Annotated in this window: 2 protein-coding genes; both read right to left on the bottom strand. The window is 44.3% G+C overall.

Annotation, left to right across the window (positions count from 1 at the left end; all coding sequences use genetic code 11):
• Nucleotides 1-518: tetratricopeptide repeat protein (locus A3739_RS22150; protein WP_156502760.1), on the bottom strand; the 518-nt coding region annotated here is incomplete at its 3' end.
• Nucleotides 499-826 (bottom strand): hypothetical protein (locus A3739_RS30255; protein ID WP_197472496.1); only part of this gene is annotated, 328 nt, incomplete at its 5' end. The genes A3739_RS30255 and A3739_RS22150, both read right to left, overlap by 20 nt.

Genomic DNA, 826 nt, shown 5'->3' with positions numbered 1-826 from the left:
GCTCCTTCTAAGAAAGCCAAGTAATGCCGCTCAGCTTTATCAAAATCAAACAGGTACAAATCATATATAACACCTAACCCGTAATGGGCATAAAGGGTATCTGGCGCTAGCGCTAATGCCTTGAGATAGGATTGCTCTGCGCGCTTAATTTGACCTTGCGCTAAAAATGCTTCTCCAAGAAAGCTGTGCGCTTGGGCTAGTTCGTCATTAATAGAAGTCGCACGTTCAAACTCTACAACCGCTTCTTTTGTTTTAGATTGTCTAAGTAAGGCCACACCTTTATTCACATGAAGCTCAGGCAGTAAAGGGTAATCAACTAACAATTTCTGAATCAGAACTAGCGCCTTTTCGAATTGCTGTGCCTGCATTAACGACTGCAATTCCATGAAGCTCGCTTTATCTTTATCCGAGATCGAAACTGGAGTCTGTGGCTTAACAGAAATATTCTGGCTGACGTCTTTCGTCGCGCACCCACTAATTGATCCAATCAAAAACAGACTAAAAATCAAATGTCGCATAATCTGCTCCGGTTACTGGCCGCTTGTACATACCTGGATTTAACTCTTGAAGCGCGTCATAGCTTGCTTTAACCCAACCACTGAGTTCGTGATTCGGACTCGCCTTAATGTTCAGCTCGTGAAGTGCAATCGCTTCATCTTCGATTGGAATGGCTTGCTCTTCCAATAGGATGTCATACTGCTCTTGCTCTAAAGCATTTAAACCTTTCGGACGCTCGGATAGCATAATGTCATGCGCGAGAATCTGATATATATCCGCCATCGCAAATCGCGCCGCCTCTGTGTAGGTCTCGACACCAAACTGCACA

This window comes from Oleiphilus sp. HI0067 (assembly GCF_001635735.1).
The sequence above is the reverse complement of the archived record's forward strand: the minus strand, read 5'-3'. Positions and strand labels throughout refer to the sequence as shown.